This is a genomic window from Streptomyces sp. TLI_146, assembly GCF_002846415.1.
In the GTDB taxonomy this organism is placed as follows: Bacteria; Actinomycetota; Actinomycetes; order Streptomycetales; family Streptomycetaceae; genus Streptomyces.
Genome location: NZ_PJMX01000001.1, coordinates 7186827 through 7211629, shown reverse-complemented (window position 1 = coordinate 7211629; position 24803 = coordinate 7186827). Strand labels below are relative to the sequence as shown.

At 73.5% G+C, this 24803-nt stretch carries 25 protein-coding genes and 1 pseudogene; 11 read left to right on the top strand and 15 right to left on the bottom strand.

The genetic code is table 11. From position 1 onward, the window contains the following. Nucleotides 1-2: 2 nt before the first annotated feature. The 6 genes and pseudogenes from pqqE to pqqA all read right to left on the bottom strand — a co-directional run bounded on the left by pqqE (nt 3) and on the right by pqqA (nt 3125). Entirely contained in the window at nt 3-1109 is a 1107-nt protein-coding gene (gene pqqE / locus BX283_RS32085; RefSeq protein ID WP_101390928.1) for a pyrroloquinoline quinone biosynthesis protein PqqE, read from the bottom strand. After that, nucleotides 1106-1363: a pyrroloquinoline quinone biosynthesis peptide chaperone PqqD gene (gene pqqD / locus BX283_RS32080; RefSeq protein ID WP_101390927.1), complete on the bottom strand. Its 258-nt coding sequence runs from the start codon at nt 1361-1363 to the stop codon at nt 1106-1108. The genes pqqE and pqqD overlap by 4 nt, the downstream gene beginning before the upstream one ends. Next, nucleotides 1360-2064 (bottom strand): pyrroloquinoline-quinone synthase PqqC, encoded by a 705-nt coding sequence (pqqC, locus tag BX283_RS32075; RefSeq protein WP_257583998.1) that lies wholly within the window; start codon nt 2062-2064, stop codon nt 1360-1362. Before pqqC ends, pqqD begins: the two co-directional genes overlap by 4 nt. Before the next feature lie 32 nt (nt 2065-2096). Further along, entirely contained in the window at nt 2097-2684 is a 588-nt protein-coding gene (locus tag BX283_RS41795; RefSeq protein WP_257583997.1) for an MBL fold metallo-hydrolase, read from the bottom strand. 56 nt (nt 2685-2740) lie between these two features. After that, nucleotides 2741-3004 (bottom strand): annotated as a pseudogene (locus tag BX283_RS41790) (pyrroloquinoline quinone biosynthesis protein PqqB); the annotation flags it as partial. Nucleotides 3005-3014: 10 nt separating this feature from the next. After that, on the bottom strand, nt 3015-3125 hold the full coding sequence (gene pqqA, locus BX283_RS32065; protein ID WP_101390925.1) for a pyrroloquinoline quinone precursor peptide PqqA: 111 nt from the start codon (nt 3123-3125) through the stop codon (nt 3015-3017). A gap of 306 nt (nt 3126-3431) precedes the next feature. On the opposite strand from pqqA, the gene BX283_RS32060 reads away from it, so the two are divergent. Beyond that, nucleotides 3432-4271 (top strand): aldo/keto reductase, encoded by an 840-nt coding sequence (locus BX283_RS32060; protein WP_101390924.1) that lies wholly within the window; start codon nt 3432-3434, stop codon nt 4269-4271. Nucleotides 4272-4453: 182 nt separating this feature from the next. Here BX283_RS32060 and BX283_RS32055 read toward each other — a convergent pair whose 3' ends face one another. Continuing rightward, nucleotides 4454-5410 carry a trans-aconitate 2-methyltransferase gene (locus BX283_RS32055; RefSeq protein ID WP_101390923.1) on the bottom strand — a complete coding sequence of 319 codons (957 nt, stop codon included), beginning with the start codon at nt 5408-5410 and terminating at the stop codon, nt 4454-4456. Further along, complete coding sequence (locus BX283_RS32050) at nt 5407-6393, bottom strand: AraC family transcriptional regulator (RefSeq protein WP_101390922.1); 987 nt, start codon at nt 6391-6393, stop codon at nt 5407-5409. Before BX283_RS32050 ends, BX283_RS32055 begins: the two co-directional genes overlap by 4 nt. Nucleotides 6394-6509: 116 nt before the next feature. Between BX283_RS32050 and BX283_RS32045 the strand changes: the two genes are divergently transcribed. Both BX283_RS32045 and BX283_RS32040 read left to right on the top strand, forming a co-directional pair. Next, nucleotides 6510-7373, top strand: coding sequence for an NmrA family NAD(P)-binding protein (locus BX283_RS32045; RefSeq protein WP_101390921.1), 864 nt, complete (start codon nt 6510-6512; stop codon nt 7371-7373). A 214-nt stretch (nt 7374-7587) separates the two neighbouring features. Continuing rightward, the gene (locus BX283_RS32040; RefSeq protein WP_101390920.1) at nt 7588-8466 is read left to right on the top strand and encodes a sigma-70 family RNA polymerase sigma factor; all 879 of its coding nucleotides are present in this window, start codon (nt 7588-7590) and stop codon (nt 8464-8466) included. An 87-nt stretch (nt 8467-8553) separates the two neighbouring features. Here BX283_RS32040 and BX283_RS32035 read toward each other — a convergent pair whose 3' ends face one another. After that, nucleotides 8554-8865: a 4a-hydroxytetrahydrobiopterin dehydratase gene (locus tag BX283_RS32035; RefSeq protein ID WP_101390919.1), complete on the bottom strand. Its 312-nt coding sequence runs from the start codon at nt 8863-8865 to the stop codon at nt 8554-8556. Between the two features lie 78 nt (nt 8866-8943). Here BX283_RS32035 and BX283_RS32030 point away from each other — a divergent pair, with 78 nt between their 5' ends. Continuing rightward, entirely contained in the window at nt 8944-9957 is a 1014-nt protein-coding gene (locus BX283_RS32030; protein ID WP_101390918.1) for an NAD(P)-dependent oxidoreductase, read from the top strand. A 7-nt stretch (nt 9958-9964) separates the two neighbouring features. Here BX283_RS32030 and BX283_RS32025 read toward each other — a convergent pair whose 3' ends face one another. Both BX283_RS32025 and BX283_RS32020 read right to left on the bottom strand, forming a co-directional pair. Continuing rightward, nucleotides 9965-11077 carry a sensor histidine kinase KdpD gene (locus BX283_RS32025; RefSeq protein WP_101390917.1) on the bottom strand — a complete coding sequence of 371 codons (1113 nt, stop codon included), beginning with the start codon at nt 11075-11077 and terminating at the stop codon, nt 9965-9967. Then, nucleotides 11074-11817 (bottom strand): response regulator transcription factor, encoded by a 744-nt coding sequence (locus BX283_RS32020; protein ID WP_101392696.1) that lies wholly within the window; start codon nt 11815-11817, stop codon nt 11074-11076. The genes BX283_RS32025 and BX283_RS32020 overlap by 4 nt, the downstream gene beginning before the upstream one ends. Nucleotides 11818-11933: 116 nt before the next feature. Here BX283_RS32020 and BX283_RS32015 point away from each other — a divergent pair, with 116 nt between their 5' ends. Genes BX283_RS32015 through BX283_RS40800 form a run of 3 tightly spaced genes read left to right on the top strand, consistent with a single transcriptional unit; the run spans nt 11934 to nt 13947 of the window. Beyond that, entirely contained in the window at nt 11934-12644 is a 711-nt protein-coding gene (locus BX283_RS32015; RefSeq protein WP_101390916.1) for a glycosyltransferase family 2 protein, read from the top strand. Continuing rightward, on the top strand, nt 12641-13291 hold the full coding sequence (locus BX283_RS40805; RefSeq protein ID WP_257583995.1) for a DUF2064 domain-containing protein: 651 nt from the start codon (nt 12641-12643) through the stop codon (nt 13289-13291). The genes BX283_RS32015 and BX283_RS40805 overlap by 4 nt, the downstream gene beginning before the upstream one ends. Then, nucleotides 13288-13947: a bifunctional 2-polyprenyl-6-hydroxyphenol methylase/3-demethylubiquinol 3-O-methyltransferase UbiG gene (locus BX283_RS40800; protein ID WP_101390915.1), complete on the top strand. Its 660-nt coding sequence runs from the start codon at nt 13288-13290 to the stop codon at nt 13945-13947. The genes BX283_RS40805 and BX283_RS40800 overlap by 4 nt, the downstream gene beginning before the upstream one ends. 95 nt (nt 13948-14042) lie before the next feature. On the opposite strand, the gene BX283_RS32000 is transcribed toward BX283_RS40800, so the two are convergent. Further along, entirely contained in the window at nt 14043-16061 is a 2019-nt protein-coding gene (locus BX283_RS32000) for a putative Ig domain-containing protein (RefSeq protein WP_101390914.1), read from the bottom strand. Between the two features lie 261 nt (nt 16062-16322). Here BX283_RS32000 and BX283_RS31995 point away from each other — a divergent pair, with 261 nt between their 5' ends. Beyond that, nucleotides 16323-17144 (top strand): TrmB family transcriptional regulator, encoded by an 822-nt coding sequence (locus BX283_RS31995; RefSeq protein WP_101390913.1) that lies wholly within the window; start codon nt 16323-16325, stop codon nt 17142-17144. A 129-nt stretch (nt 17145-17273) separates the two neighbouring features. Here the strand turns inward: BX283_RS31995 and BX283_RS31990 are convergent, their stop codons facing one another. After that, nucleotides 17274-17675, bottom strand: a complete 402-nt coding sequence (locus BX283_RS31990; RefSeq protein ID WP_101390912.1) for a hypothetical protein — start codon at nt 17673-17675, stop codon at nt 17274-17276. Continuing rightward, entirely contained in the window at nt 17675-18832 is a 1158-nt protein-coding gene (locus BX283_RS31985; protein WP_101390911.1) for a molybdopterin-dependent oxidoreductase, read from the bottom strand. The genes BX283_RS31990 and BX283_RS31985 overlap by 1 nt, the downstream gene beginning before the upstream one ends. Before the next feature lie 112 nt (nt 18833-18944). On the opposite strand from BX283_RS31985, the gene BX283_RS31980 reads away from it, so the two are divergent. Then, on the top strand, nt 18945-20387 hold the full coding sequence (locus BX283_RS31980) for a glycosyltransferase family 87 protein (RefSeq protein WP_306822830.1): 1443 nt from the start codon (nt 18945-18947) through the stop codon (nt 20385-20387). A 3-nt stretch (nt 20388-20390) separates the two neighbouring features. Beyond that, nucleotides 20391-21194, top strand: a complete 804-nt coding sequence (locus BX283_RS31975; protein ID WP_101390910.1) for a helix-turn-helix domain-containing protein — start codon at nt 20391-20393, stop codon at nt 21192-21194. Here BX283_RS31975 and BX283_RS31970 read toward each other — a convergent pair. Next, on the bottom strand, nt 21184-21564 hold the full coding sequence (locus tag BX283_RS31970) for a nuclear transport factor 2 family protein (RefSeq protein ID WP_373979314.1): 381 nt from the start codon (nt 21562-21564) through the stop codon (nt 21184-21186). The two genes, BX283_RS31975 and BX283_RS31970, sit on opposite strands and share 11 nt — an antisense overlap. A 256-nt stretch (nt 21565-21820) precedes the next feature. On the opposite strand from BX283_RS31970, the gene BX283_RS31965 reads away from it, so the two are divergent. Next, on the top strand, nt 21821-24727 hold the full coding sequence (locus BX283_RS31965; protein WP_257583993.1) for a glycoside hydrolase family 2 TIM barrel-domain containing protein: 2907 nt from the start codon (nt 21821-21823) through the stop codon (nt 24725-24727). Nucleotides 24728-24803 lie beyond the last annotated feature (76 nt).

Sequence of the window (24803 nt, the reverse complement as noted above, 5' to 3'; positions counted from 1 at the left end):
CCTCATGGGGACGGCTGGGGGGACGACCGGAACGAACGGGGTACGGGCAGGGGCCGCGCCGGGTCGGGGGTGCGGCGGGCCGTGAACTCCGCGACGAGGTGGTGGTCGGGGGCGCGGTGGCAGGCCGGGTCGGTGCGGGCCGGGTCGCCGGTCAGCGCGTACGCCTGGCAGCGGCAGCCGCCGAAGTCGGTGGCGCGCAGCTCGCAGCCGCGGCAGGGGTCGGGCATCCAGGCGGTGCCCCGGTAGGCGTTGAACGCCGGGGACTCGCGCCAGATCCACTCCAGCGGCCGGTCCCGGACGTTCGGCGGGTCGAGGCCCGGCAGCGACGCGGCGGCCGGGCAGGGCAGCACGCTGCCGTCGGGTGCCACGGTGAGCGAGACGGCGCCCCAGCCGCCCATACAGGGTTTCGCGGTGCCGTCGAAGTAGTCGGGGACGACCCAGACGAGCTCGACGCGCCCGGCGAGCCGCTCCCTCCAGCGCTCCACCGCCTCCCGCGCGCGCTCCAACTGGGCGCGCTCGGGCAGCAGGTGGTCCCGGTTGAGCAGGGCCCACCCGTAGAACTGGGCGTTGGCCAGCTCGATGCGGTCGACGCCCCAGCCGAGCCCCAGCTCGACGATCGCGTCCAGGCCGTCCAGGTTGTCACGGTGCAGCACCACGTTGAGCCCGAGCGGCAGCTCCGCCCCCCGCACCAGGGCGGCGGCCGCCTCCTTCGCGGCGAAGGAGCGGCGACGGCCCGCGATGCGTTCCGAGGCCCGCGCGTCGGCGTGCTGTACCGACAGCTGCACGGCCCGCAGTCCGGCGCGCACCAGCACGCTCAGGCGCTCCGCGTCCAGTCCGATCCCGCTGGTGACGAGCTGGGTGTAGATCCCGGCCGCGTCGGCGGCGGCGACGATCTCGGGCAGGTCGCGGCGCAGCAGCGGTTCGCCGCCGGAGAGGTGGGTGTGGACGACGCCCAACTCGCCCGCCTGGGCCATGACATGCCGCCAGCCGTCGGTGTCCAGCTCGCGGCTTTGGCGTACCAGCTCCACCGGATTCGAGCAGTACGCGCAGCGCAGCGGGCAGCCGTGGGTGAGTTCGGCGAGCAGCGCCCAGGGCGGGTCCACGGTCATCTCAGCCACCCCTCGTCACGCAACCTGCCGAGGAACAACGGGACTTCGTCGGCGACCGGCGCGCCCGGAAAACGCACGCCGAGCTCGTCGACGATTTCCCGTACATCACGGCGGCCGTCGCACAGCCGCACGATGTGCCCGGCGGGGCCGCGCAGCACGACGACGCGCTCGGGCAGCACCAGCAGATCGGCGCCGCGCACCCGGTCGTGGCGCAGCAGCACGGACCGGGAGAGCGCCGGCCGCCAGGGGCTCATGACGCACCCCCGGACGCGTCGGGCCCGCCGCGCTCCACCGCGTCGAGCAGCGACCACAGGACGTCGCACTTGAAGGCGAGCGCGGCGACGGCCCGTTCCTGCTGCTCACGGGTGCGCGCCCAGGCCTTGACGAGGGCGAGCGCCTCGCCGCCGTCGCGGCCGCCCTGCTCGATCCGGGTGCGGAAGTAGGCGAGCCCGTCCGCCTCGATCCACGGATAGTGCTGCTCGAACGCCTCGATGCGGGTGCGCATCAGCCCCGGTGCGGAGAGCTCGGTGAGCGAGGCGGCGACGGCGTCGAGGAGCGGTCGCACCCGGCAGAAGTTGACGTATCCGTCGACCGCGAGCCGCACGCCGGGAAACACCTCGGCGCCCGAGGTGAGCCGTTCCCGGTCGATCCCGGCCGCCTCCCCCAGCCGCAGCCAGCGCTCGATGCCGCCCTCACCGTCGCGTACGCCGTCGTGGTCCTGGATGCGCCGCAGCCATGTACGCCGCAGAGCGGGTGTGTCGAGCTTCGCGAGGATGTGGGCGTCCTTGACGGGGATGTACCGCTGGTAGTGGAAGCGGTTGACGATCCACCGCCGCAGTTCACCGGGGCGCAGGTCACCCTTGTGCATCCGTACGTTGAAGGGGTGCCGGTCGTGGTAGCGCGCGTCGGAGACGGCGCGCAGGCGTGACTCCAACTCGTCCTCAGTCCAAGGCACTTGAGCGTCCGCGACGAGTTTTCCAGGGGAGCTCATACTTCGATCACCATCCGCTCGGCGGCGACTTCGAGCCCCAGTGCGGCGAGCCGGGTGTGCTCGGCCGCGTTGGGGTCCGTGAGGGGGTTGGTGTTGTTGAGGTGGGTGTAGAGGCACCGGCCGCGCATACCGGTGAGCCGGTGGGCGGTGCCGTCGGGCCCGTCGATGGGCAGGTGGCCCATGGCGGTGGCGGTGCGGGGTGAGATTCCGGTGCGTACGGGGTCGTCGTCGTCCCAGAAGGTGCCGTCGACCAGGACGCAGTCGGCGTCCTCGACGGCCTTGCCCAGGGCGTCGGGCCAGGCGGCGAGGGCGGGGGCGTAGACGGCGCGGGCGCCGGTGGAAGGTTCGTGGAGGAGCAGGGCGACGACCCAGGAGAGGTCGTCACGGGCTCCGGGCAGTGGGGGCAGTCCGTGCGCGTAACGCGGCCGTTTGGCCGAGATGGGCAGGGCACTCACTTCGAGGGCGTCACCGAGGGGGCGCGGGTCCGGCCCCAACTCCCGCCATTCCAGGGGGTGTAGGGCCCGAGGACATCCCCGAGGCGCAGTCCGTTCAGCAGTGCGTGCCGTACGGGCGGGGCCACCCATATCTCGACTCCGGCGCGGGCCTCGCGGAGCCGGGCGATGCCGAGGGTGTGGTCGAGCTCGGCGTCCGTGAGGACGACACCGGCGACGGGGGTGTCCCGCAGGCCCGGGCCGGGGTGGAGGGCGGGGGCGGCCTCGATCTGGTCGGTGAGGTCGGGGCCCGCGTTGACGACGTACCAGCGGTGGTCGGCGACCCTGACGGCCAGTGACGCGTGGCGGCGGCGCCGGTGCGGGTGGGCGCGTGCCCCGCCACAGCCGGGGCACGCGCAGTTCCACTGGGGCAGTCCGCCGCCCGCCGAGGTGCCCAGCACCTGGAGCAGCATGGCGGTGGGTCTACCGGTCGGTGAGGGCGTAGGCGGTGACTTCCAGCGCGGTCTCGACGACCACATAGTCCGGAGTCACCCAGACGGGCGTTTCCTCCGATGTTTCCTTGCTGTCGTTCATGGGGTCGTACCTGCCTTTCCAGATCTTCCTGGGAGGTGGGGTTCAGGAGTGAACTCTGCACGGCATATGCAGGGGCAGGACCGGACGCGGCGTTCACAAGGATGTACCGCGTTCAGTTATGTGCCATAGAGTCGCGTCTTGTTGGTGCGCGGTCAATGGTCTGAACCGAGAAGGTCGGATCTGTAGCGCAGAAATCAGGCCACGATCACCCTCGGGTTGTCGCCGCCGGAATCGTCGGGAATGGTTGTGTCCGCTTGATCGTTGACGCTCTGAGTACGAAACCGACGACGTAAGGATCGACCGCTCGTGAGCAAGGTCCCCTCCATCACCCTCAACAACGGCGTCGAGATGCCGCAGCTCGGTTACGGTGTCTGGCAGGTGCCGGACGACGAGGCCGCGCAGGCGGTCACGACCGCGATCGAGACCGGATACCGGTCGATCGACACGGCCGCGATCTACGAGAACGAAGTGGGCACCGGCAAGGCGATCGCGGCGTCCGGAGTGGCTCGCGAGGAGCTGTTCGTCACCACGAAGCTGTGGAACAACGCGAGCGAGACGTGGACGCGCGACGGCGTCCTGCGCGAGTTCGACGCCTCCCTGTCGAAGCTGGGCCTCGACTACGTCGACCTGTATCTGATCCACTGGCCGCGCGCGATGCGCGACGACTACGTGACGATCTGGAAGGCGTTCGGCGAGCTCGCCGAGAGCGGCCGCGCCAAGGCGATCGGCGTCTCCAACTTCAAGGAGCCGCAGCTGCGCCGGATCATCGACGAGTCGGGCGTGGTCCCGGCGGTCAACCAGGTCGAGCTCCACCCGCAGCTCGCCCAGCCCGAGCTGCGCGCCTTCCACGCCGAGCACGGCATCGCGACCGAGGCCTGGTCGCCGCTGGGCCAGGGCAAGGGCCTCCTGGAGGTCCCGACGATCGTCGCGATCGCGCAGAAGTACGCGAAGACCCCGGCGCAGATCGTGCTGCGCTGGCACCTCCAGCTCGGCACCATCGCCATCCCGAAGTCGGTGACGCCGTCGCGCATCGCCGAGAACTTCGACGTGTTCGGCTTCGAGCTCGACACGGAGGACATCGCGGCGATCGCCGCGCTGGACGAGGCGAAGCGGCTGGGGCCGGACCCGGACGACTTCGACTTCTGACGCCCCTTGCCTGCCCGGCCTTCGTCTGCGACCCGGTGATGGGCTGAGCGCGCAGTTCCCCGCGCCCCTTAAATGCCGCTGACGCGGCAATCCCCTGGGGGCGCCCCGCAGGGGCGCATCTCAGGGGCGCGGGGAACTGCGCGAGCAACCCCCCACTCACCCGCAGACGAACCCCGGGCCCCTCAATTCGCCCGCCGCGCCGTATGAACGGTCCTCGCCGCCAGCAGGAACACATCCGGCCGCAGCGCCAGACCCGCCTCGTCGGCCGGGTCGAGCAGGCGCCCCAGGACCGCCCGGTCCTCCGGTGACAGCCCCTCCCCCACCGTCTCCAGGTGCCGGGTGAACGCCGACACCACCTGCTCCCGCACCGCCGGGTCCAGCGGCGCCGGGAAGTCGACGAGGAAGGTGCGGGTGGCCGGGGACGTCAGGCCCGCGGACGTGAGCAGCGCCGCCCAGTCCTCGGTCTCCTCCTTGGCATCCGGCAGCTCCGCCCGCATCCGGGCGAACCGCTCGTCCACCAGCACGTCGATCCTGGCCTCCAGGCCGGGCTGTCCCATGCCGATGTCGCGCGGCAGCCGGCGCGTGGGCAGCCCGCCCTCGGCGAGGGCCACCGTGCCGCCCGGCCGCAGCAGGCCCGCGAACCCCGCGAGCGCGGCCCGCTGGTCGCCCAGGTGGTGCAGCGAGTTGCCCGCCCAGATCAGATCCGCCTCGCCCAACTTGCCGAAGTCGGCCGGGAGTTCCGCCTCGATCGTACGGACCCGGTCCGCCAGGCCGAGGCGCTCCGCACGGGCCAGCGCGTGGCCGAGCAGCGCCCGGTTGCCGTCGACGGCGACGACCTCGGCCTGCGGGAAGGCCTGGGCGAGCAGACAGGTCACCACCCCCGGGCCGCTGCCGATGTCGAGGATCCGGCGCACCTCGGCGTCCGGCCGCTGCCCGCCGATCCAGGCCGCGGCCTCCCCGTACGCCCCCGAGAACAGTTCGGCCTCGCCCACCAGGAGCGGGAGCAGGGCCTCCCAGTCGAAGTCGGCCCAGCCCTCGCCGTGGCCGTGACCGTGACCGTGGCCATGGGGGTGACCCCGGCGGCCTGCGTGCTGGCTCTCCTGCCCATTCCGGCCCTCGTGGCCGTGTGAGTCGCTCATGGCTCCACCCTGCCCCCGGCCTCCTCGAAGCCGGGAATCCCTTTGCCGTTTCGGCAATTCATCCGGTGTTCCTGTGGACTGACCCCGCGTACCCGCTTGAACGCGGCGCTCAGCGCGAACGCGCCCCCGTACCCCACCTGCCGCGCGATCGCCTCGACCGTGGCGTCGCCCTCGCGCAGCAGGTCCGCCGCGAGCGCGAGCCGCCAGCCGGTGAGATACGCCATCGGCGGCTCCCCGACCAGCTCCCCGAACCGCCGGGCCAGACCGGCCCGCGAGACCCCGCACTTCGCGGCGAGCGCGGCGACGGTCCACGGGTGCGCGGGATCGTTCTGGAGCAGCCGCAGCGCGACCCCCACCACCGGGTCCCCCATCGCCCGGTACCAGGCGGGCGCGTCGGCGCCCGGCCGGTTGAACCAGGCCCGCAGTACCGCGATCAGGAGCAGGTCCAGCAGCCGGTCCAGGACGACGCTCTGGCCGGGCTCGTCCCGGGAGATCTCCTCGTCGAGCAACGGCATCACCGAGCAGTTCCACTCCTCGGCGGTGAGCACGAGCAGCGGCGGCAGCGCATCGAGCAGCCGCCCGCTGATCTCGCCCTCCATCAGATACGTGCCGACGAGCATGGTGGCCGAGCCGTCGGCGGCGTTGCCCCAGGTCCGTACGCCCAGCTCCATGGACTGCGCCAGCGGCTCGCCGCGCAGCGTGGTGCACACCCCGCCCGGCCCGATCCGCGCGAACGGCTCGGCGTCGGGCGCGTGGGCGACGGTGTACGGGTCGGGGCCGCGCGCGACGACGATGTCACCGGGGCGGGCGAGCACCGGCGGCCCCGACTCGGGGACGATCCACGCCTCGCCGTGGGTCATCGACATCAGGCAGATGGGCGCCCGGTCCTCGATCCGTACGGACCACGGCGGCTCCATGACCATCCGCAGCAGAAACGCCCCTCGGGCGCGCGGTCCGTCGAGCAGTCCGGCGAGTGCGTCCATGGCCGCGAGCCTAGTCGGAGCCCGATCGGGGCGAGTGGCGGGCCCGTGGACGCAGACGTATGCGCATGAGCCCCTGGCGCATGGAGAGTCGGGGCGGCGCCCACGAAGCTGGACGCATGACGAACACAGAGCTGAACACGCATCAGACCACCTCCACCACGCCGGACACCGTGCTCGTGACCAGCGGCACCGGCAAGACCGGGCACCGGGTCGTCGAGCGGCTCACCGCGCTCGGGGTGCCGGTCCGCTCCGGGTCGCGCAGCGGCGAGGTGCGCTTCGACTGGGCCGACGAGTCGACCTGGGGCCCGGCCCTCGCGGGCGCCGACGCCGCCTATGTGACCTACTTCCCGGACCTCGCGGCACCCGGCGCGGTCGAGGCGATGCGGACCTTCGGCGAGCTCGCCGGCCGGCACGGTGTGCGGCGCCTGGTGCTGCTCTCCGGGCGCGGCGAACCGGCGGCGGTCCTGGCCGAGGACGCCCTGCGCGAGTCGGGCGCGGACCTCACGGTCGTACGCGCCGCGTTCTTCGCCCAGAACTTCAGCGAGGGCGCGATGACGGAGGGCGTGCTCGCGGGGGAGATACCGTTCCCGGCGGGCGACACGGCCGAGCCGTGGGTGGACGCCGACGACCTCGCCGACGTCGTGGTCAAGGCCCTCACCGAGGACGGGCACACGGGCCTGATCCACGAGTTGACGGGCCCTCAGCTGCTGACCCTCGCCGACGTCGCCGCGGCGCTGTCGGCCGCGACCGGGCGCCCGGTGCGGTACGTGCCGATGTCCGGCGCCGAGTACGCCGGGCTGCTGGAGCGGTACGGGCTCCCGCAGGGCGAGGCGCGGTGGCTCGCGGAGCTGTTCACGACGCTGCTCGACGGGCACAACTCCTCGACCACGGACGGCGTCAAGCGCGTCCTGGGCCGAGAGCCCAAGGCGTTCGCGGACTTCGCCCGGGACGCGGCGGCGGCCGGCGACTGGCAGGGCTGAGCACCGGGCCGGGTGGGCCCGCCGGGCCCGCCCGACCGCCTCGATCGTTGATCTCCGGCCAGGTGACCGAAACCTGCCGTGACCAACACCACGCCCTCCGTGAGCGTCCGATTACCGCAATCGGGGCCTGCCGTCGGGTAGTCGGCATTCCTTCGGACTAGGTTTTCGTCTGTCACCGCATTGACGACACGCCGCGACGAAGGAAGCTGAACCGATGGACGAGAACGAATCCCTGGCGGAGCGTTTCGAGGAGAACCGCCCGCGCCTGCGGGCGGTCGCCTACCGGATGCTCGGCTCGCTGAGCGAGGCGGAGGACGCCGTCCAGGAGGCCTGGCTGCGGGCGGCCAGCTCCAGCGAGGGCGTGGAGAACCTGAGCGGCTGGCTCACCACGGTCGTCTCGCGGGTCTGCCTCGACATGCTGCGCTCGCGCCAGGCCCGGCGAGAGGATCCGCTCGACGTCCACGTGCCCGATCCGATCGTGGACCGCCCGGACCGGGTGGACCCCGAGCACGAGGCGCTGCTCACCGACTCGGTCGGGCTCGCCCTGCTCGTCGTGCTCGACACACTGGCCCCGGCGGAGCGGCTGGCGTTCGTGCTGCACGACATGTTCGGGGTGCCGTTCGAGGAGATCGCGCCGATCGTGGACCGCGCCCCGGCGGCGACCCGCCAGCTGGCCAGCCGGGCCCGCCGCCGGGTGCAGGGCCGGGCCGTTCCCGACCCGGACCTGAACCGGCAGCGCAAGGTCGTCGACGCGTTCCTCGCGGCGGCGCGCGGCGGCGACTTCGAGGGCCTGCTCGCCACCCTCGACCCGGACATCGTGCTCCGGGCCGACTACGGGCCGGGCTCGCTCACCCCGTCCAAGACGGTGCTCGGCGCCCACGCCGTGGTCCAGAACGCGCTGTCCTTCGCCCAGTACGCCAGATTCGCCCGTCCGGCGCTGGTCAACGGCGCCATGGGCGTGGTCAACGCCCCGGAGGGCCGGACGATGGCGGTGCTGGGCTTCACCGTCCGGGACGACCGCATCGTGGAGATCAACATCCTCGCCGACCTGGAGCGGCTGGCCGACCTGGACGTGGCGGCGCTCGACGCGTGACCCCGGCGCCTCCCGGGGCCCGCGCGCCCCGGGAGGTCAGAGCCGTGCCGGGCGTCGGGGCGAAGACGGGGGTTCGAAAACAGGCTCTCAGCCCGCGCCGTGGCCGGGGGCGATCGCCTCGACGCGGTGGGCGAGTTCGAAGTCCTTCTCGGTGACCCGGCCGCCCGCGTCGTGGCTGTTCACCGTGAGCGCCACCGTGTTGTAGCCGAGCGTCAGGTCCGAGTGGTGGTTCAGCTCGTCCTGGATCTGCGCGATGTGGATGACCATCGCGGTCGCCGCGAAGTGCGAGGCCAGCTGGTAGGTGCGGGCGAGGCGCTCCTCGCCGTCCGGGAGCGACCAGCCCGGCAGTTCGCGCAGGCGGTCCTCGATGTCCTTCTGCGACAGCGGCTCAACGGGCATGACCGGACTCCTTACGAGGTGGTGACGGTGCGGGGTGGAGCGCGGTATATCCGGCTCCGTCTCCGTAGCGTCGCCCCTATGCGTGTACTTGTCACGGGAGGCGCGGGCTTCATCGGCTCGCAGATCGTCACGGCCCTCTCCGCCCGGGGCCATGAACCAGTCGTCCTCGACCGCGCGGTCCGGTCCGGCGACGACGTCCGCGACCCGGAGGCGGTCGCCCGGGCGCTGCGCGGCGTGGACGCCGTCTGCCACCAGGCCGCGATGGTCGGCCTCGGCACGGACTTCTCCGACGCGCCCGACTACGTGGCGTGCAACGACCTCGGCACGGCGGTGCTGCTCGCCGCGATGGCCGAGCGGGGGCAGCGCGACCTGGTGCTCGCCGGGTCGATGGTGGTGTACGGGGAGGGGCACTACGAGTGCCCGCGCCACGGCCCCGTACGCCCCGGGCCCCGGCCGTACGAGGAGCTGGCGGCCGGGCGCTTCGAGCCGCTGTGCCCGCGCTGCGGCGCGGAGCTGACGCCGGGCCTGGTCGGCGAGGACGCGCCCGCCGACCCGCGCAACGTGTACGCCACCACCAAGCTGGCCCAGGAGCACCTGGCGGCCACCTGGGCGCGCGCCACCGGCGGGCGTGCGGTGTCGCTGCGCTACCACAACGTGTACGGGCCGGGGATGCCGCGCGACACCCCGTACGCGGGGGTCGCCTCCTTCTTCCGCTCGGCGCTGGCCCGCGGCGAGGCGCCCCGGGTCTTCGAGGACGGCCGCCAGCGCCGGGACTTCGTCCACGTACGCGATGTGGCCCAGGCGAACGCGGTGGCCCTGGAGGCCCTGGGCGAGCGCCCGCCCGGGACCCTCACCGCGTACAACACCGGCAGCGGGACCCCGCACACGGTGGGCGAGATGGCCGAGGCGCTGGCGGCGGCGTACGGCGGGCCCGCGCCGGTGGTGACCGGCGAGTACCGGCTCGGGGACGTCCGCCACATCACGGCCGACTCGGCGCGGCTGCGCGAGCAGCTCGGGTGGCGGCCGGCGGTGGGGTTCGCGGAGGGGATGGCGGAGTTCGCGCGGGCCGAGCTGCGCCCGGCCGTCGGCTGACACTTTGTCAGGAACGGGCCGCGGGGAGGATCAGTTCGAAGCGGCAGCCGCCGTGCACGTTGTGGACGGCGGCGCTGCCCGCGTGCGCCTCGACGATGCCCCGCACGATCGCCAGGCCCAGGCCCGCGCCGCCCGGCGGGGTGCGCGCCTCGGTGCCGCGCCAGCCGGTGTCGAAGACACGGGTCAGATCGTCGTCGGGGATGCCGCCGCAGCCGTCCGTCACCGAGAGCACCACCGACTCCGCGCGCGCCTCGGCCGCGACCGCGACCGTGCCGTCGGCCGGGGTGTGCCGGATCGCGTTGACCAGCAGGTTGGCCAGGACCCGGGTCATCTCCTTGCCGTCCACCTCGACCGGGACCGGCTCGACGCGCTCGCCCACCAGCCGTACGCCGTGCTCGCGGGCGAGCGGGTCGGCGCCCGCCAGCGCGTCCCCGACCAGGTCGTGCACGGACATCCGGGCCGGGTTGAGGGCGAGGGCGCCCGCGTGGATGCGGGAGAGTTCGAAGAGGTCGCCCACCATGCCGTCGAGGCGCTCCACCTCGGTGCGGATCTGCCGGAAATAGCGCTCGGGGTCCTTGGCCATGCCGTCCTCCAAGGCCTCGGCCATCGCGCGCAGCCCCGCGAGCGGGGTGCGCAGATCGTGCGAGATCCAGGCGACGAGCTCGCGGCGGGAGGTCTCCAGGGCGCGTTCGCGCTCGCGGGAGGCGGAGAGTCTGGCGCTGGTGGCGGCCAGCTCGCGGCTGAGCGCGGCGAGTTCGGCGGTGGCCGGTCCCTCGGGCGCGGCGAAGCTGCCGCCGTCGCCGAACGAGCGGGCGGCCAGGGCGAGCTGGTGGCTGCTGGCGACGACCCGACGGCCCAGGAGGAGCGCGGTGGCGAGCGAGACGGCCGCGGCCATCGCGATGACCAGGGTGACGACCTTCAGGTCGTGCGAGGACAGGAACATCTCCCAGGCCACGGCGAGCGTCCCGGCGAGCATCGCGCTGACCGCGACGGCGGCCACCACGGCGAGCGAGGCGGTGACCGAGCGGTGGCGCAGCAGGCGCAGCGCGAGCGCCCCGAGCAGGCCCGCGGCGGCGGCGCCCAGGAACGCGTACACGGCTATGAGCAGGACGTCCTTCACGGCCGGCCCTCCTCCGCGGCGAGGGCCGCGCCCTGCGGCGCGTCGTCCGCGTCCGCCTCGAAGCGGTAGCCGACGCCCCACACCGTCTGGATGAGCCGGGGCTTGGCGGGGTCGTCCTCGACCTTGCCGCGCAGTCGCCGTACATGGACGGTGACGGTGGACAGGTCGCCGAACTCCCAGCCCCATACCTCGCGCATCAGCCGCTCGCGGGTGACGGCCTCGCCCGGGTGGCTCATCAGATAGGCAAGGAGGTCGAACTCCCGCAGGGTCAGGGCGAGTTCGGCGCCCTGCTTGACCGCCCGGCGGGCTGCCGGGTCCAGGACGATGCCCGCGCGGGCCACCGGCGGGCCCGGCCGGGCGGCGGCGGCCCGGCTGCGGCGCAGCACGGAGTCGACGCGCAGCACCAGCTCGCGCGGACTGAACGGCTTGGTGACGTAGTCGTCCGCACCCACCTCCAGGCCCAGGACGCGGTCGTCCTCGTCGCCGCGCGCGGTGAGCATGATGACCGGTACGGGACCGGCGCTGCGCAGGGTGCGGCAGACCTCCAGGCCGTCCATGCCCGGCAGCATCAGGTCGAGGACGACGAGGTCGGGCCTGCGCGCACCGGCCGCGCGCAGGGCGGCGGGGCCGTCGCCGACGTGCTCGACCTCGTACCCGGCGCGTTCGAGATAGCCGGTGACCACCTCGGCCACGGTCGGGTCGTCGTCGACGACGAGGATGCGGGACTGGGCGTTGTGCATGGCCACAGCGTCGCATCCGGCGGGGCCCCGCGTCGCCACCCGAACGGCGGACCCGGAACGATGTCCCTGTTTCGTAAGAACCCGAAGTCCCGATTTGTCCGCCGCGCCTTCGTACCGTGTGGGGCGTGACCGACTCGATCCCCACGACGGTGGACGTCGTACTGCCCTGCCTCGACGAGGCCGAGGCGCTGCCCTGGGTACTGGCCAGGATCCCGGCGGGCTGGCGGGCCGTCGTCGTCGACAACGGCTCGACGGACGGCTCCGCCGAGATCGCCCGCGCGCTCGGCGCGACCGTGGTGCACGAGGCCCGGCGCGGCTTCGGCGCGGCCTGCCACGCCGGGCTGCTCGCGGCCCGGGCCGAGTACGTCTGCTTCTGCGACTGCGACGGCTCGCTCGACCCCTCGCTCCTGGCGCCCTTCGTACGGGAGGTGGCCGCCGGTGACGCCGACCTGGTCCTGGGGCGGCGCAGGCCCACCGCGCGCGGGGCCTGGCCGCCGCACGCGCGGGCCGGGAACCTGGCCCTGGCCGGGATGCTGCGCCGCCGCACCGGGCTGCGCCTGCACGACCTGGGCCCGCTGCGGGCGGCCCGGCGCGCGCCGCTGCTCGCGCTCGGCGTCGCGGACCGGCGCAGCGGCTACCCGCTGGAGATGGTGGTGCGCGCGGCGGACGCCGGATGGCGGGTGCGCGAGCACGACGTGCCGTATCTGCCGCGCACCGGGAAGTCGAAGGTGACCGGCACCTGGCGGGGCACCTGGCAGGCCGTACGGGACATGCGCGCGGTGCTCGCCCTGCCGCCGCTCCCCGCCACGACGGCGGGTGTGCGGTGACGGCGCCGGTCGCCCTGCTGGTGATCGCCAAGGCGCCGGTGCCGGGCCGGGTCAAGACGCGGCTGACCCCGCCGTACTCGCCCGAGCAGGCCGCGCGGATCGCCGAGGCGGCGCTCGCGGACACCCTTGACGCGGTGCTCGCCGCACCGGCCCGGCGCCGGGTCCTCGTCCTCGACGGGGCGCCCGGCCCATGGCTCCCGCCGGGCATCGAGGTCGTCCCGCAGGGCGCGGGCGGCCTGGACGAACGGCTCGCGGCGGCCTTCGCGCTCGATCCGGGCCCCGCCCTGCTCATCGGCATGGACACCCCGCAGGTGGGCCCGGCCCTGCTGGCCCCGGCCCTGGCGGGCTGGGGGCCCGGCGAGGCGTGGTTCGGCCCGGCGTCCGACGGCGGCTTCTGGTCGCTGGGACTGACCGCGCCCGATCCCGCGCTGCTGCGCGGGGTGCCGATGTCCGTCCCCGAGACGGGCGCGGTCCAGCGGCGACGGCTCGTCGAGGCGGGGCTCACCGTGCGCGAACTGCCACCGCTGCGCGACGTCGACACCGCGGCCGACGTGCGCGAAGTGGCGGCGCTCGCGCCGGACGGCCGGTTCGCGCGCGCCGTCGCCATGTGTGGGGGCAGCTCGGTCGAGGCGGGCGTCGCGCGATGACCACGACCACCGTGCCCGCCGCGCTCGCCTGGCGGGCCGATCCGTACACCGCCGCCCTGCGCAGCGGGCGCGGGCCGCTGTTCCTGCACCGCCGGGACGGGTGGCTGCTGCCGCTCGAAGTGGAGCGCTGGTGCGCGGCGCCGGACCCGGCCGATCTGACCGTGCTGCGGCGGTGCCGGGGCGCGGTGCTCGACATCGGGTGCGGGCCCGGGCGCCTGGTGGTGGGGCTCGCCGCGCTCGGTACGGCCGCGCTCGGCGTCGACGTCAGCCCCGAGGCCGTCCGCCGCACCCAGCGCTCGGGCGGCAGCGCGCTGTGCCGGTCGGTCTTCGACCCGCTGCCCGGCGAGGGCCGCTGGCACACCGCGCTGCTCCTTGACGGCAACGTCGGCATCGGCGGCGACCCCGCCGCACTGCTGGAACGGGCGGCCCAACTGGTTTGTCCTGAAGGGCAGTTGCTCGTGGAGGCGGCGCCCTTCGACGTGGACGAGCGCGTGGAGGTGCGGGTGGCCGACGGCCGGGGCGCCTTCGGGGCCGGGTTCCCCTGGTCGCGGCTCGGCACCGCCGCACTGCTGCGGTACGCGCGCGCCACCGGCTGGCGGGCGGCCGAGCGGTGGACGGCCGCCGGGCGCCCGTTCGTCGCACTGCGCCGGACGTGAACGGGGGGCCGGGCCCGGACTCCGGGGAGGAGTCCGGACCCGGCCCGTCTCACCGTGGGGGGATCAGCCGTGGGGGGGGATCAACCTTAGGGGGATCAGCTGAGGTTCAGCGCCGTGTCGTCGACGACGAACGACGTCTGCAGGCTGGAGTCCTCGGTGCCGTTGAACTTGAGGGTCACCGTCGACCCGGCGAGCGACGACAGGTCGAACGTCTTCAGCGCGTAACCGGTGTTCTTGTTGAGGTTGGAGTAGCTGGCCAGGGTGGTCGAGCCGGCCGTCACCGTCAGCTTGTCGTAGACGGTGGAGGTGGTCGTCTCGCGGGTGTCGATGTGCAGGTAGTACGTGAGCGTGGCGTGGCAGCCCTGCGGGATGGCCACCGTCTGGGAGAGCGAGTCGGTGTGCGTCGACCCGTAGCCGTCCAGCCAGGCCTTCCAGGAGCCGGAGTGCGCGGCCTCACTGGCGCTGTTGTCGATGACCCCGGCCGTCGCCGACCAGGGCGCGGCCGAGCCGGTCTCGAAGCCGGGGTTGCCGAGCAGCTGGGCGGGCTGGCAGCCGCCGGTCTGGGTGACGGTCCAGCTGAACGAGGTGCTGCCGGTGGCCCCGGTGGTGTCCCGCGCGGTGACGGTCACGCTGGAGGTGCCCACGGCCGTCGGGGTGCCGGAGATCAGACCGGTCGAGGAGTTGATGGACAGCCCCGCCGGTAGACCCGTGGCGCTGTACGTCAGGCTCTGCCCGGCGTCCGAGTCGGTGGCCTTGATCTGGAGCGAGACCGCCGTGTTGACCTGGGTGCTCTGGTTGCCGGGGTTGGTCACCGTGACGGTGTTGCCCTGGCCGGTGCCGCCGGTGAACGCGGCGGTGCCGTTCGGGGTGCCGAGGCCGGTCGGGCCGTCGTAGCCGGTGCCCGCCTTGCACAGATAGGTGCCGCAGGAGCCGTTGGCGCCGGACGTCACGTCGTACAGCGACGAGGCGTGGGCGTACGGGTAGGAGGCCGGGTAGCTGCCCGCCGCCGGGGTGCCCGCCAGGGCGTAGACGCCCGCGATGATCGGCGCGGAGGCGCTGGTGCCGCCGTACACGTTCCAGCCGCCGGCCTGGTAACTGTCGTACACCGCGAGGCCGGTGGCCGGGTCGGCGACCGCGGAGACGTCGGAGACGGTCCGCCTGGCGCAGCCGGTGTCCTTCTGCCAGGAGGGCTTCGGGTCGTAGGCGGAGCAGCCGGAGCCCGCGCCCTGGCCGCCGGAGCTGCTGCCCCAGACCGACTCGGACCAGCCGCGCGCGTTGCTCGCGCGGCTCAGCGAGGTGCCGCCGACCGAGGTCACGTACTGGGAGGCCGCCGGGTACTCGACGCCGTAGCCGCTGTCTCCTGAGGAGACGGTGATGGCGACGCCGGGGTGGTTGAAGTACGCGGAGTCGGAGGACGGGTCGGTGGAGTCCTCGCCGCCGCCGTAGCTGTTGGAGACGTACTTGGCGCCCATGGTGACCGCGCGGTTCACGGCCGCGCCCAGGTCCTCCATGGTGGGCTGGTTCGCCTCGACGAGCAGGATGTGGCAGGACGGGCACACCGCGCTGACCATGTCGACGTCGAGGGAGATCTCACCGGCCCAGCCGGAGTCGGGCGTCGGGTAGCTGGTGCCGCCGTTCTGGTCGACCTTCCTGAAGCAGCCGTTGGCGGTGGTGCAGGCCGGCAGGCCGTACTGCGAACGGTAGGTGGCCAGGTCCGACTCGGCGTTGGGGTCGTCGTAGGCGTCGATGATGGCCACGGTGGCGCCGGAGCCGCCGGACGGCAGGGCGTAGGCGCTCTGCAGGTCGGAGGGGCCGTAGCCGGAGGGTGCGGCGTCCGGCACGACGCCGAGGCGGTGCTTCACATCCGTACGGGCCAGGGCCAGGCAGGACATCCGGCCCGGCTGGGTGGCCTGCGCGCACAGCCGCTCGGTGGGGACGGCGGCGTCGTGCGAGGGGGAGGCGGAGACGGACGGGGCGGCGGCCAGCAGTCCGCCGGTGGCGAGCGCCACCAGGGACACGAGTGCGGTGGCGGCTCTGCCGATGGGCTTCGCCAGACCGACGGGTCTCTTCGCGTACGAGGATCTCTTCGCGTGGGGGGATCTGTTCGCGTACATGGAACTGCCCTCCATGGGGGGGGTCGGCTCGCCGGGATGAGGGGCGAGCGGAAGGCGACCGTCATTGGGTCTGCATGGCGGGTGCATGACAAGATCGCCTCTGAGAAAGTGCCACCCTGTTGAGTGGTGGCACGGTTGAAGGTAGGACAGCCGCCGGGTGCCGACAACTCCGGTAGGGCAAAGCGCAAGGCAAGGATTCCCAGATTCTTGTGGGGGTTCGGCTGGATCACACCGCACTGATCGCGTATACCGTGGTCGACCATGGAGCCGGAGCAGGAGTCGGTCAACGACCTGGTCGCCCTTGGACTTTCGCGCTATGAGGCGCGTGTGTACCTCGCGCTGGTGCGGCGCGACTCCTATACGGCGGCCGAGGTCGCACGGGAGGCCGAGGTGCCCCGCCAGCGCGTCTACGACGTGCTCGACGGCCTGGTCAGGGCGCAGCTGGCGGTCGCGCACCAGGGGCGGGTGGCCACGTTCGGGGCGGTGGCACCGGAGCTCGCCCTGACGCGCCTGATGGCCCGTCAGAGAGAGGCCCTGGAGCGGCTGGAACACGTCTCCACGGGGCTCACGGCGGCGCTGCTCCCGCTGTGGGAGGCCGGGCGCTCGCACACCGACCCGCTCGACTACATCGAGGTGCTGCGCGACCCGAAGACGATCGCCGAGCGGTTCGCGGACATCCAGGACCAGGCGGACAGCGAGCTCCTCACGTTCTGCCGCCCGCCGTTCGTCGCGCCCGCCGCCAACCTGCCGGGTCTCAAGGCCGCGCGGCGGCTGCGGCGGGGCGGTGGGACGGTGCGGGCGCTGTACACGTACGACGCGCTCCGCGACGAGGAGGTCCTGGAGAGCGTCGCGCGCTTCGGCGAGGCGGGCGAGGAGGCGCGCTTCACCGAGGAACTCCCCCTCAAGCTGGTGATCGCGGACGCGTCACTGGTGCTGTGCGACATGCCGGATCCGGTGGCGGGGACAGGTGCGACGACCGCGCTGTACATCGAGCATCCGGCCCTCGCGGCGTGTCTGCGGTTGGCGTTCCTCACGGTGTGGGAGGGGGCGGAGACGATGCGGGGGGCTGCGCGAGCCCTGTAGGTGTAGGTGCGGTGCGGTGTTCGGCTGCGGACCGTGGGGCTGGTCGCGCCCACGCGGCGGAGCCGCAAATGTCACAGCCCCGCGCCCCTTATCGGGTCAGTGTTCGGCTGCGGGTGGTTCTCCGCGCCCCTAAGAGCGGCTGCGGCGCCCGGCTCGTACACGTTTGACCGCCACTGTCAGGCCCGCCGCCACGCCCACCACCCCCAGCGACACCAACCAGTTCCGTACGTAATCCAGCGGCAGTACCGTCGCGTTCTTGTACGGGCCCGGGCGCAGGATGACCGGGAGGGCGATCGCCGTGAGGCAGCCCGCGGTCACCAGGGCCGCCCGGACCGGGCCGCGCACCCCCGGCCGGGTCAGGGCGACCCCGACGCCCACCAGCAGCACCAGCGGTGCGACCAAGCCGTCGTGCAGCACGATCGAACCGACCAGCCACACCGCGACATCCCACGGCGACTGCGCCCACACCAGCGACACCCCGAGGCCCATCAGGGCCAGCCCGAGCGCGCCCACCGCGTAACGGCCCGCCATCACCGCACCTCCAGTCGCGTGACCCACTTGGTCTGGAGCACCCCGGGGCGGTTGGGGGCGATGATGCGGGCCGGATAGCCGTGGTCGGGGGTGAGGACCTGGCCGTTGAGGCGCAGGGCGAGGAGGGTGAGGGGGTCGCGCGCGTAGGTGCGGCCCATGTCCATCACGCGGTACGCGCCGTGCTGTTCGAGCGAGACGACCCGCAGCGCGGCCCCGGGCGCCCCGGCGCGTTCCGTCAGGTCCTTGATCCGTACGCCGGTCCAGTGCGCGTTCTTGCTCCACCCCTCGACGCACGCGATGGGCAGCTCCACCTCGTACTGGGGCAGCGCGGCCAGTTCGTCGAGCGTCAGCTCGTACGGGCGCGGCCCCGCCACCGTCAGCCGCCAGGCCGCCGGATCCACCCGGGTCGTCCCCGCGGCGGCCGCCGTGCGGTTGACGGGCAGACCGAGCGGGCCGTGGTCGGGGTGGCGCGGCGCCAGCAGGTCGAGGTCCTTGAGCGGGGTGAACGACTGGCCCACGGTCGTCACGGTGACCGCGCCCACCGCCACCGCGAGCCCGGTGAGCAGCGAGCGCCGGTCGGGCGCGTTCTCCGGTTCCTGCGGCAACGCGCGCGTGGCGGCCGAGCGCTGCCACCAGTACGCCTTGATGTCCGGCCACTTGACGGCCAGATGCAGCAGCAGCGCGCCGGTGAGGAGCCAGCCGACCGCGAAGTGGACGGGGACGAAGCTGAACGGCCACGGGTACCACTGCACCGTGTTGAGCAGCCCGGTCAGCAGCTCGAAGACGGCGCCCGCGACGAGCACCGCCACCGAGAGCCGCTCCAGGGCATGCCGTACGCCCGTGAGCGCGGGCCACACGAACAGCTTCGGGTAGACGGTCCACAGCTTGCCGAAGAGCAGCGGGATCGCGGCGATGCCCACCCCCACGTGCAGCCCCTGGTTCAGCCGGTACCCCCAGGCGGGGCGGGCGGGCAGGTCGTCCGCCAGCCAGCCGGGCGGGTGCTGGAGATAGTGGCTCAGCACACCGGTGACCATGCAGACGAGCATGGCCGGACCCAGCAGCCGGCCGATCGCCGTCGCGGTACGCCGGTCGTGCAGCGCGCCCCGGAAGGACGGCAGCAGCGCCGACGGCGGTGGGAGCGGGAGTCGTGGCTTCATGGCTCCATGACATCCCCGGAAGGCCCTGAACAGCGCTCCTGACACCTTACGGTTCACGGACGTGTGGTGTGCTGGGCCGTCCGGGCGCCCCTCGGCCTGCGAATGTGGACGGGTGATCGCCCCGCGTACCGACACCGCCCCGGCCGCCCCGCCGACCGCCGCACCGGGCGCCCTGCGCCGTACGGCCCCGACCGTCCTGCTCCTCGCCGCGCTGGCCGCGGTGCTCGTCCTGACGGTCGTCGAGGACGGCTACTACTTCCGCCCGGGCACGCTCTCCTGGTGGTACCTGGCCTGCTGGCTGCTGTTCGCGGCGGCCGTGTGGTCGCTGCGCCGGGTGCCCGCCCGCCACCGGACCGTTCTGGTCCTGGCGGGCGGGGTGCTGGTCGCCGTGACCGGTCTGGCGGCGCCGCCGACCACCAGCACGGACATGTTCCGCTACGCCTGGGACGGCCGGGTGCAGGCGGCCGGGATCTCGCCGTACGACCACACCCCCGCGGCCCGGGAGCTGGCCGGGCTGCGGGACGACTGGCTGTTCCCCAGGGGCGCGGCGTGCGAGGGCCCCGGCCGGGCCCGGTTCGGCGAGCCGGACCGCTGCACCCGCCTCAACCGCCCCAAGGTGCACACCATTTATCCGCCGGTGGCCGAGGCGTACTTCCTCGGCGTCCACGGCCTGTCCCCCGCCGCCGCCCGCCACAAGCCGCTGCAGACCGGCGGCGCCGTGCTCGCCGTCGCCACCACGGGCGTCCTGGTGCTGGTCCTGCGGCGGCGCGGGGAGGACGTGGGGCGGGCGGCGTACTGGGCGTGGTGCCCGGCGGTGCCGATCGAGGGGGTGAACAACGCGCACGTGGACGTGCTGGCGGTGCTGCTGGCGGTGGCCGGTCTCGGCGCGGTCGCGGTGCGCCGCCGGGCGGTCGGGGGCGTGCTGATCGGCGCCGGGATCGCGGCGAAGATGCTGCCCGCCGTGGTGCTGCCGGGCGCCCTCGCGGGCGTGCTCGCGGGGCGCCGCCCCGACTGGCGGCGCGCGGCCGCGGTCCTCGTCCCGGCCGCCGGTTTCGTGGCGCTCTCCTACCTCCCGTACGTCCTCGTCTCGCACGCGTCCGTCTTCGGCTATCTGGGCGGCTACGCGGAGGAGGAGGGGTACGACGACGCCTCCGCCCGCAGCCGTTACGGGCTGCTGCGGCTGGTCCTCCCGGACTCCTGGGCGCTGCCCGCGGCGCTCGTCCTGATGGCGCTGGTGACTCTGTACGTGCTGCGCCGGGGCGATCCGGAGCGCCCGTGGAGCGGCGCGCTGCTGGTGCTCGGCTGGGCGTTCTGCCTGATGACGCCCGGCTACTCGTGGTACGCGCTGCTGCTCGTCGCGCTGGTGGCCCTGGACGGCCGCTGGGAGTGGCTGGCCGTCGCCGCGGCCGGAGCCGTCTGCTACGTGACGGCGTGGGCGATGCCGCACTCCTTCGACGCCGTCAGGACCAGCGCCTACGCGGTGGCGGCGGCGTTCGCGCTGGCCGGGTGGGGGGTGCGGCACAGGGCGTTGTCAGTGGCCCGGGTTAATGTCTGACGTATGACGACAACTGCCGGGATCGACACGGGAGTAGGGCCGATGCTGCGCGGCTGGCGCGAGCAGCGCAGGATCAGCCAGCTGGAGCTGGCCCTGCGCGCCGACTCGTCCGCGCGCCACATCAGTTTCATCGAGACCGGCAGGTCGCGCCCGAGCCAGGAGATGATCCTGCGCCTCGCGGAGCACCTGGAGGTGCCGGTCCGCGAGCGCAACGCCCTGCTGCTGGCGGCCGGCTACGCCCCGCAGTACACGGAAACGTCCCTGGACGACCCGTCCATCAGCTCCCTGTGCGAGGCCATGGAGCGGCTGCTGCGGGGGTACGAGCCGTTCCCGGCGCTGATAGTCGACGGCACGTACACGGTCCTCGCGGCGAACCGGGGCATCGAGATGCTCCTCGAAGGCGTGCCCGAGCGGCTGCTGACTCCCCCGCTCAACGCGATGCGCCTGACCCTGCACCCGCAGGGCATGGCGCCGCGCATCCGCAATCTGCGCCAGTGGCGCGGCCATCTGCTCGAACAGATGGAGCGCCAGATCGCCCTGATGCGCTCGGACGCGCTGCGCGAGCTGTACGAGGAGGTCGCGGCGCACCCCGTGCCCGACGCGGGGGACGACGACGGCCCCGACCAGGTCGACTGCCCCCTGGCGCTCCCGCTGGTCATCGAACACCGGGGCACGGTGCTGTCGTTCATATCGACGATCGCCACGTTCAACACACCGATGGACGTGACCGTCTCCGAGCTGGCCATCGAGACGTTCCTGCCGGCCGACCCGGAGACGTTCGCCTACCTCCAGTCGTTCACGCCGTAGGCGGTACGCGGTCGAGGAACCCGGCGACGGTGGCGATCCGGCCGTCCTCGGCGAGCGTGACCACATCGGACCCGGCGACCGGCGCGGACCCGTCCGCGAACGAGACCAGCTCCCAGCGGAACCGGGCCAGGTGGTGGTGCCCGTCGACGGCCCCGTCCAGACGGAACTCGAAGCCGGGGAACTGGGCGTGGGCCCCGCCGATCACCGCGGCTATCGCCTCGTGCCCGGTGACGTCGGCCAGCGGGTCGGTGTAGGAGCCGTCCGCGCTCCAGGCGGCCTCGACGGCCTTGGCGAGCTCCTCGGCCGAGCCGTTGGCGTTCCACGCCTCGAAGTAGCGGGCGACGGCGGTCTCGTAGCGGTTCTGGGACATGGAAATCAGCCTCCGAAAGGATCTGGATCAAGAAGGAACACGGTGCTGGAACCCGGGCCCCGGCCGGAGTGCGCCGCCCGGGACCCGATGGCTCCACCTTGCCCGGCGGGGGTGCTGGGGGTCGATTACCAGGGAGGTAATGCCGCCCGCCACCACCCGCCGTCCCGCTCGCAACCCCCACCGCCACCCGCCCTCCCGCTCGCGCCCCCCGTCGCCCCCTTGTCCCCACCCCGATCACCCCCCTAGCCTCCGGATCGTGTCCTCCCGCAGCCCCGGCGTCACGGACGTCCACTACGTCGCATCCCTCTCGCCCGGCGGCGGGGAGCATCTGCTGCCACCGCGCGCCTGGTACGCGGACTCGGACGCCAGACGGCTCTCGCTGAACGGGAGTTGGCGGTTCCGGCTCGCGGGGACCGCCGACGCGCACGACGACGGGTTCGCCTCGCCCGGGTACGACGCCGGGGAGTGGGACGAGATGCGGGTGCCCGGGCACTGGGTGCTCCAGGGCGACGGCGCGTTCGGCGGGCCGATCTACACCAACCACCTCTACCCGTTCCCGGTCGACCCGCCCCGCGTACCGACCGAGAACCCGACCGGCGACCATCTGCGGGTCTTCGACCTGCCGGACGACTGGCCGAGGGGCGAGGGCGGCGCGGTGCTGCGCTTCGACGGTGTCGAGTCGTGCGCCCGGGTGTGGCTCAACGGCCGGGAGCTGGGCCACTTCAAGGGCAGCAGGCTGCCGCACGAGTTCACTGTCGGGCCGCTCCTGAAGGCGCGCGGGAACGTGCTCGCGGTGCGGGTGCACCAGTGGTCGTCGGGCTCGTATCTGGAGGACCAGGACCAGTGGTGGCTGCCCGGCATCTTCCGGGACGTCACGCTGCTGCACCGCCCCGAGGGGTGCGTCGGCGACCACTTCGTCCACGCCTCCTACGACCACCGCACCGGAGAGGGAACCCTGCGGGTCGACAGCGACACCGCCGGCCGCGTCACCGTGCCCGAGCTCGGCATCGACCTCGTGACCGGCGCCGAGGCGACCGTGCCGGTCGAGCCGTGGACCGCGGAGACCCCGCGCCTGTACGACGGGGTGCTGGCCACGGCGGGCGAGGGCGTCCCGCTGCGGATCGGCTTCCGCACGGTCGCCCTGGAGGACGGCCTGATCAAGGTCAACGGGCAGCCGCTGCTGTTCCGGGGCGTCAACCGGCACGAGTTCCACCCCGCGACCGGCCGGGCCCTGGACGCGGAGACCATGCGCCGCGACGTGCTCCTGATGAAGCGGCACCACATCAACGCCGTGCGGACCAGCCACTATCCGCCGCACCCCGCCTTCCTCGACCTCTGCGACGAGCTCGGGCTCTGGGTCGTCGACGAATGCGACCTGGAGACGCACGGCTTCGTCGAGCAGGCCTGGCGCGAGAATCCGGTGGACGACGACCGCTGGACCCCGGCGCTGCTCGACCGGGCGGCCCGTATGGTCGAGCGCGACAAGAACCACCCGTCGGTCGTCGTCTGGTCGCTCGGCAACGAGGCCGGGACCGGGCGCGGACTGACCGCCATGTCCCATGCGATCCGCTCCCGCGACACCTCGCGCCTCCTCCACTACGAGGGCGACCCCGACTGCCACGACACCGACATGTACTCGCGGATGTACGCCTCGCACGCCGAGGTCGAGCGGATCGGCCGCCGCCTCGACGGCGGCCCGCGGGCGCGCCGCCGACTCCCCTTCGTCCTGTGCGAGTACGCCCACGCGATGGGCAACGGCCCCGGCGGACTCACCGAGTACCAGGCCCTGTTCGACACGTACGAGCGCTGCCAGGGCGGTTTCGTCTGGGAGTGGATCGACCACGGCCTGGAGCACCCGGCGTACGGCTACGCCTACGGCGGCGACTACGGCGAGGAGCTGCACGACGGCAACTTCGTCTGCGACGGCCTGCTCTTCCCGGACCGCTCCCCGTCCCCCGGTCTGGCCGAGTACAAGAAAGTGATCGAGCCGGTACGCATCGAGGGCGACGGCCGGGCGGGCACGGTCCGCGTCACCAACCTGTACGCCTTCGCCGACCTCTCCGGGCTCGCCTTCACCTGGTCGTACGAGGCGGACGGCGTGCCCCTCGCCTCCGGCACCCTCGCGGTGCCGGAGCTCGGGCCGGGCGAGCGGGCGGAGCTGAAGCTCCCCGAGCGTCCCGCTGGGGCCGCCCCGGGGGCCGAGACCCGGTGGACGGTACGGGCGGTGCTCGCGGAGGCGACGGCGTGGGCAGAGCGCGGGCATGAGATGGCCTGGGCTCAACTTCCTGTAGACACACGGGTGTTGGGTCATGTCGCCGTAGGTGCTCGCCCTTCCCGCTCCGGGGACCGGGTCGCTCTCGGCCCGGCCCTCTTCGACGCCCCGACGGGGGCTCTCGTGTCCCTCGGCGCCGTGGCCGTCGCCGGGCCGCGCCTCGACGTGTGGCGCGCGCCCACCGACAACGACGAGGGCGCGGCCTGGCAGCCCGATCGCCGGTACGCGCCGCGCTGGCGCGAGCTGGGGCTGCACCGGATGCACCACCGCCTGGACTCGGTGGAGGTGACCGGGGACGCGCTGGTCGTGCGCACCCGCGTCGCCCCGGCGGCCCGTGACGTGGGCCTCGCCACCGAGTACCGGTGGACGTCCGACGGAACCCGGCTGCGGCTGACGGTCGCGGTCACCCCGGAGGGCGAGTGGCCGGTGCCGCTGCCCCGGCTCGGCGTCCGGTTCGGGCTCACGGGCACCGCCCCGGGCAGCCGCGTCCCGGTGCGCTGGTTCGGCGGCGGGCCGGGCGAGGCGTACCCGGACACGGCCAGCGCGTCGGCGGTCGGGCTGTGGGAGGCGGACGTCGACAGCCTCCAGACGCCGTACGTCCGGCCGCAGGAGAACGGGGCCCGGGCGGACGTCCGTTGGGCCGAGATCGGAGGGCTGCGCGTCGAGGGCGACCCCGAGTTCTGGTTCAGCGCGCGGCGCTGGACGACCGAACAGCTCGACGCGGCCAGGCACTTGACCGACCTCGTCCCGGGCGACACGGTCTGGGTCACACTCGACCACCGCCAGCACGGCATCGGCTCCCAGTCGTGCGGACCTGGCCCGCTTCCGCAGCACCAACTGCACGCGGAACCAGCCGAGTTCGCGTTCACCTTCTCCGAACTCACCGGCTGAGGCGCGAGCGGCCGACCACCGGCAGGGCCGCCGAGAACGGCACGCGGGAGGCTCCGGCCGTCCGCGCGCCGCGCGC